Annotated in this window: 3 protein-coding genes, 2 pseudogenes and 1 other annotated feature; of the genes and pseudogenes, 1 reads left to right on the top strand and 4 read right to left on the bottom strand. The window is 60.2% G+C overall.

What is annotated here, in order from left to right:
- Positions 1-107 precede the first annotated feature (107 nt).
- From CR492_RS19980 to CR492_RS19970, 3 genes are all read right to left on the bottom strand, one after another.
- The gene (locus tag CR492_RS19980) at positions 108-752 is read right to left on the bottom strand and encodes a cation:proton antiporter (RefSeq protein WP_102845468.1); all 645 of its coding nucleotides are present in this window, start codon (positions 750-752) and stop codon (positions 108-110) included.
- A gap of 285 nt (positions 753-1,037) precedes the next feature.
- Positions 1,038-3,545 carry a plasma-membrane proton-efflux P-type ATPase gene (locus tag CR492_RS19975; RefSeq protein ID WP_102845467.1) on the bottom strand — a complete coding sequence of 836 codons (2,508 nt, stop codon included), beginning with the start codon at positions 3,543-3,545 and terminating at the stop codon, positions 1,038-1,040.
- 177 nt (positions 3,546-3,722) lie between these two features.
- On the bottom strand, positions 3,723-4,118 hold the full coding sequence (locus tag CR492_RS19970; RefSeq protein ID WP_245412190.1) for a hypothetical protein: 396 nt from the start codon (positions 4,116-4,118) through the stop codon (positions 3,723-3,725).
- Positions 4,119-5,001: 883 nt separating this feature from the next.
- Here CR492_RS19970 and CR492_RS19965 point away from each other — a divergent pair.
- Positions 5,002-5,947, top strand: a pseudogene (locus CR492_RS19965) (IS630 family transposase).
- 114 nt (positions 5,948-6,061) lie between these two features.
- Positions 6,062-6,179, bottom strand: a sequence feature (AL1L pseudoknot).
- On the opposite strand, the pseudogene CR492_RS21570 reads toward CR492_RS19965, so the two are convergent.
- Positions 6,087-6,229, bottom strand: a pseudogene (locus CR492_RS21570) (IS3 family transposase); the annotation flags it as partial. It overlaps the preceding feature by 93 nt.
- Between the last annotated feature and the right edge of the window lie 224 nt (positions 6,230-6,453).

Here is a 6,453-nt window from a genome sequence, read left to right as displayed (position 1 = left end):
ACAAACGGCTCGAAGAACGCCCACTCCTCGTCGCTCATCATGTCCCGAATCAAAGCCGCCTCCCTGAGAAAGCAACGTTGAATCACCGAAAGCCGGGACTGGGAATCTTATTTGTCAACAGGACCTAGGTGATCTTCCGTTCGACCTGCCACGAGCAGCGCTGCGCCAGCCACGAGGATACCGACGGCTAATCCGCCCAATACCATCCACAGCAGAGAAATCGCCATGGCGGCCGGCTGGAGCCCGGCGCCATGCGCGACGGACACCAGGATCGCAAAGGCGACGGCGGCGGCGCCATCATTGAGCAGGCTTTCGGATTCAACCAACAGGCTGAGCCGCGGTTCGACCTTCATCTCCTTGAAGGCTGCGACGACAGACACGGGATCCGTCGCCGCGATCAACGCCCCAAAAAGCGCTGAGCCCAGCCAGCCCCATCCGATGAAGAGATGCATACCCGTGGCGATGATTGCGCCCGAGAGAAGAACGCCGGGAAAAGCGAGCGTCGCCGTAACAGGCAGATTGTCGCGAAAAGGCCGCCACTTGAGCTGTAGAGCGGCTTCGAAAATCAGGGGCGGCAGCAGCACGGTGTAGATGAGGTCCGGAGACAAAGCGAGGTTCATAGATCCGCCGAGCAACGCCAGGCAGATCCCTGCCGCGACGAGGCCGGCGCTATAGGGCAGTTGAAGTCTGCGGGAAACTATAGCTACCACGCAGGCAACAAGCAGGATGAGGCCAAGTTGGCTCACCGACATATTAGGTCCCTTTCTAGGGCGCTCCTCGCGCGCTGCGAGGCTTGCCACGGACGCGTGACGCATTACGGAGGACAGGTGCTTCCCCGCCGGCAATGCGTTCGGACCGGCGCGGATCCCCGCCATCAATATGAAAGGTGCGGTTGTTGAAGCGCTCGTCGTTACCCCGGTGGAAGATACGCCAAGGGCCGCATGCCCAGCCGGCAGCCGTTGGGTCCAGCGTCCCCGCAGCCTGAAATCGGCCGCCTTCAGGCGAACCTGCCGGCGCGCGTGGATGTAGCGAGTTTTTCAAGCGCGGCCTGCAGGCGTCCCGACGGAGTCCTTTTTGACCGGATCGAGAATCGAATAGGCGAGCAGCTTCACGCGGTCGTTCACGAAGAACCAGGTCAGAGCATAGCCCCATACGAACAGCGCCCAACCCCAGCCGAGCGGCGTCATGAACACCCCATAAACTGCGATTAGAGTTGCCAGTATCTGGGTGCCAAGGACGGCAATCCAGAGAACCCGAGCGGGTCGTATGGACCAAAACGGACCGCGCGTGCGGGTCAGGAAGATCGTCAGATGCCCAGCCACGGACAGCTTCAGATACATCAGCGTCTGGATATGTGCGCGGTCGAGGCGAAATACGCGCTCGCCGAGATAGAAAAGAGCGAAGGCGGCCACGACACCGACGACGCCGAGTACGGTCGCTATACCAAGCACCAAACGCATGTTCCAAGCTTCCGGCTGCTCCTTGTACTTCACGTTGTCGTAAGCAATTGACAGGATGGCGCCGTCATTAAGCAGCGCCAGCATCACGATCATCACCGCGGTCAGCGGGTAGAAGTTGAAGATCAGGATCGACAAGGTCATAAACAGCAGCACACGCAGCGTCTCAGTGATACGGTAGATCGCGTAGCTGTTCATCCGCTGGAATATCTTCCGGCTCTCCTTGATCGCCTCGATGATCACCGACAGGCCTGGCGTCATAAGCACTATAGCAGCCGCCGCCCGCGCGGCATCTGTCGCGCCGGAGACCGCGACGCCGCAATCGGCCTTCTTCAGCGCCGGGGCGTCATTCACACCGTCACCGGTCATGCCGACGATGTGGCCGCCTTGCTGCAGGACATCGACGATGTGGAATTTGTGTTCTGGGAACACCTGGGCGAAACCATCGGCTTTCTCGATCAATTCCGCCAGCGCCGCCGTCTCCTGGCGCTTTGAATCGCCAAAGCCGCTGGCGTCGAGGATATTCGTGCCCATCCCCAGTTTTTTGGCGGTTTCCTGCGCAATGGCTAGCGCATCGCCGGTCACCATCTTGACGCTGACGCCCATCTTTTGAGCAGTCGCAATGGTTGCCTTGGCGTCGTCGCGAGGCGGGTCGAAGAGCGGCAGCACGCCCAGAAACTGCCATCTGCCGTCCGCCCTGGCCCGCGCTACGCCGAGTGACCGAAAGCCCTTCGCCGCGAATTCATTGACCGCCTTGTCGACGGACGACTTCACCTCGCCGGCATTGGCCGACAGCTCCAGGATTACCTGCGGCGCGCCTTTAGCGACCTTGAACTCCTTGCCATCCGCCCCCTTCACGGTCGCTTCGGTGCGTTTATGTACCGGATCGAACGGTTGGAAATGGACGATTTGATAGCTCCGTAGGGCCTGATCGCTCTTCATGCCGCCCAGCACGGCCAAGTCGATGGTGTCCTTGTCGTCCGCGCGCGACGCCAGCGCGGCGTTCAGAATGACTTCATCACCAGGAATGTCGTTGACGCAGAACGGATCACCCAGCGTCAGCTTGTTCTGAGTGAGCGTGCCGGTCTTGTCCGAACACAAGATATCGACGCCGGCGAGTTCCTCAATGGCCGACAGCCGGGTCACGATCGCCTCTCTCTTAGCGAGGCGGCGTGCGCCGACGGCCATGGTCACCGAGAGCACCGTCGGCATGGCGACGGGAATGGCGGCGACGGTGAGCACCAGGGCGAACTGCAAGGTGGTGAGGATCGGATCGCCGCGAAAGATCGCGACGGCAATGATCACCGCCACAAGAGCCACCGCGAGGATGATAAGGTAGTTGCCGATTTTCAGCACGGCGCGTTGGAAATGGCTGACGGTGTGCGCCTCCTGCACCAGCTGCGCCGTCTTGCCGAAGTACGTATTAGCGCCGGTGGCGTAAACTAGGGCGTCGATTTCACCCTGACGGACGATTGATCCGGAGAACACGGCCTCGCCGGGCTTGCGTGTAGCCGGCAACGATTCTCCCGTCAGAGCAGACTGATCGACCTCGATCGAATCGCCTTCCAGCAACCGCGCATCGGCGGGTACGATGTCGCCAAGGCGTACGCGAATGACGTCGCCTGGCGTCAGCTCGCGCGCCGCCGGGGTGATCCACTTGCCGTCGCGTTTCACCCGGGCGGTGATCGCCAGCTTTGCCTTCAGGGCTGCAATCTCGTTGCCCGCTTGATGTTCCTCCCAAAATCCGACAACCGCATTGGCCACGAGTAAAAGCAGAATGATGCCGAAGTCCGGCCAATGCCTGGCCGCCGCCGACAGAATGACGGCGACTTCGATCATCCACGGAATGGGACCCCAGAAATAGGAAAGGAATTTCAGGAACTCGTTGGCTTTCCTTTCCTCGATTTCGTTGGGACCGTATTGGGCGAGCCGCTTCTGCGCCTCGGCTTGCGAAAGGCCATCGGGCGAAGACCCCAGTCTTTTCTCGACCTCCGTCAGGGGAAGGGATTTCAGATCGTCCTGCGCGGCGTTTTTCTCCGGCGGCCTCGACACGGGAGCCTCGATCTGGTGGACTTTGGACTTCGTCATGGATCTTACCTTTGGTCTTTGCAACGATCCCAGGTTTGCGTCAGCCGCGGGATATGAGCCGCTACGCTGGTGGCCACTCCAGCGCGGCATCGGCGGCGACTGCGCGACGGGCCTTTATCCGGGATTCGAACTAAGCCACTTCACAGTCATGACGAGCGAGCAGCAGGTCTTCGCTGCTCAAACCACCAGACCAAACCGCCGACGCCGATGAGCGCCCACAGTGGCGGTCGCCAGAAGCAGCACTGACTGGTCGGCCCACCCGACACCTGGCACCGCGAGCAGCAACGCAGCGCCGACCGCACAGATCCGCCATACCCGCGCCTGCACGCCGGCCACGAAGGTACCGAGCGCCAGAAGGGTTATTATGGAGAGTGCGCTCGCATTGGCGTTGAGCACTCCATCCGCGCCATTGTTGTGCAATACGTAAATCGCCAGAATAAACGCAAGCCAGTTCAGCGCCTGCGCGTAGACGAGCCGCATGCGAGCTTCGCGTGTTTCGACATGGCGCCATCCCGCGACGACGCATATTGCAACGAACACAGGCGTTAGCATCACCCAGTAACCGACCGGCATGGAAGGTAACGCCGATCAGCGCCAGCAACAGCATTGCGATGAAGGGCGAGTCATGCATCAGCCAGCTCAGGAAGGCGGATCGCCGGGGCGCAGTTGCGACTGGCTCTGCTTCAGAGCTGTGCTGGTTACGAAAATCCTCATCGTTCGCGATCACGCGCTGACTATCCATGGTCTCCATGTTCAGGCCTTTCAGTTGATCGCCGGCCCCACATGGTCCGTCGCTTCTGCCCCAATGCCGCGCTTGTGCTTTGTCGTCTAAGATAGCGTCTACCGCGTGGCTCGTTGCCCCCTTGAGCGTGACTCTTTGCTCCCATGAGTATGTACGAATGTGCCAAATGATCGCTCGATCCGGCCGGAACATTCGGCCTGCACAGCTGCCGGGCCGTCTATAGGAGACCCTGTTCCGACCTGGCTCCGATCTTGACATGGTGCAGCTTGATCTCTTCGCGAATTGCGCTCAATGCAGATTGCAGAAGCGCGATCTTTTGAAGTGTGTCGGCAGGCTACGGCCATTCTTTTGTCGCCAGCTCTTCAATCGCTTGCACGCGTGTGGTTTCGAGGCGCTCTCGGGGCAGGCGGATAGGAAAGGAGGGAGTCATATGGTTCTCTATGTAATCGACATCGCGAAGCTATGCCTATGCGGGGGCTTTAGACGACTGACGTTTGCATGGCGCGCAGCGTTCGACGACGGATGTTTAGGATCGATTTGAAATGACTTGGCGCAGAATTGCGACGGCTGCGGAAGCCTCGGATACTACCTATTCAATCGTCGCCGCGCAGTCTCTCGCTAGAGCAGTAGCCCACCTGAATGAATCTGAAGGGATTCCCGAATCGGGTTTGAAGTGATTCAACCTGTCTGCCGGAGCAAGGGGAGCCGGCAGACATGTCGAAAGCCTTGTCTCTTGACCTTCGGATTCGTGTGCTCGCGGCAGTGGCGCAAGGTCTGAGCCATCGCGAAGCCGGCGAGCGGTTCAAGGTCAGCGCATCGAGCGTTGGCCGCTGGGGAGAGCTTGCGCGGAAGCGGGGCGACGCGCGTCCGAAGACGCTTGGCGGGGATCGCCGGTCCGGCCGGATCGAGTCTCATAAGGACACGGTCCTCTCCGTGCTCGAGGCGAGGCCTGACATCGCCATCGAGGAGTTGCGCGAGGCGCTGGCGGACAAGGGGCTTGTCGTCGGCTATGGCACGATCCGCCGCTTCTTCTCGCGTCATGCGATCACGCGCAAAAAAAGACCGCGCACGCCAGCGAGCAGGATCGTCCCGACGTTCTGAAACGGCGCGAGGACTGGTTCGACGGTCAGCTCGATCTCGACCCGGGCCATCTCGTCTTCATCGATGAGACCTGGGCCTCAACCAACATGGCGCCTCCTTACGGCCGCTGCCAGCGTGGGGAGCGCTTGCGCGTCGGCGTGCCCAATGGCCACTGGAAAATCACCACTTTCGTCGCCGGCCTCACCCCGCGCGGCACGATCGCGCCATGGGTGCTGGATCGGCCGATCAACCGCGATGCTTTCGAGACCTATGTCGACAAGGTCCTCGTTCCGGAACTGAAGCCGGGCGAGATCGTCGTCATGGACAATCTGTCGAGCCACAAAGCGCCAAGGGTGCGCGAGATGATCAGAGCGGCATGCGCAGCCTGCTCTACCTGCCATCTTAAAGTCCGCACTTTAACCCAATCGAGAACGCTTTCTCAAAGCTGAAGGCTCATCTCCGCAAGGCCGCCAAACGAACTGTCGACGGCCTCTGGGACGCTATTGGCAGGATCATCGATCTGTTCCCGCCGACCGAGTGCAAAAACTACTTCGCCGCAGCCGGATACGATGCAATATGATCGGCTATTGCTCTAATGCGCGAGGTCAAAGTCCCTTCGTCGAAGGGCTGGCGAGACAGGATCTTTTTGGACCCGTTTGTCGTCCGCTTCGTCCGCCGACATTTCCTGCCGCGGTCGCGCATCAACGCCAGTTTGCAGGAACTGTTTGAACCGCCGCGGCCTCGCGGTGGTCATCGATGAAGGCGATCATGGTTTCGACCGGCGCTCGAGCTCCGCCATGGCAAAATAAGCCGACTCCCTGCGCAGGATCTCGTCGGCTTGCCGGAGTTCGCGGTAAACTCGAAGCCGCAGAAGACCATAAGCAAAAGCGTCAGCGTTGTTTTTTATTGCTTTGAGGCCGAAGACTGAGAGCGATTGTTGCACGACAGGTTGCCAAGGCCCTAAAATCCCTTGCTATTGCCGAGTGCGATGGCGACGCCATAGCAGAAGGTGTCGAGGAGGTCGTCTTCTCGATCCCTGTTTTTGTCGCCGACGCGAAAGCTCTCGATTTGTTCGAGCAGGTGATT

This window comes from Methylocella silvestris (assembly GCF_002891535.1).
In the GTDB taxonomy this organism is placed as follows: Bacteria; Pseudomonadota; Alphaproteobacteria; order Rhizobiales; family Beijerinckiaceae; genus Methylocapsa; species Methylocapsa silvestris_A.
This window is presented reverse-complemented; position numbering and strand designations above follow the sequence as displayed.

Coding starts and splice junctions, on each gene's coding strand:
- CR492_RS19980 (WP_102845468.1), bottom strand. CDS start 752: ATGTCGGTGAGCCAACTTGGCCTCATCCTGCTTGTTGCCTGCGTGGTA.
- CR492_RS19975 (WP_102845467.1), bottom strand. CDS start 3,545: ATGACGAAGTCCAAAGTCCACCAGATCGAGGCTCCCGTGTCGAGGCCG.
- CR492_RS19970 (WP_245412190.1), bottom strand. CDS start 4,118: ATGCCGGTCGGTTACTGGGTGATGCTAACGCCTGTGTTCGTTGCAATA.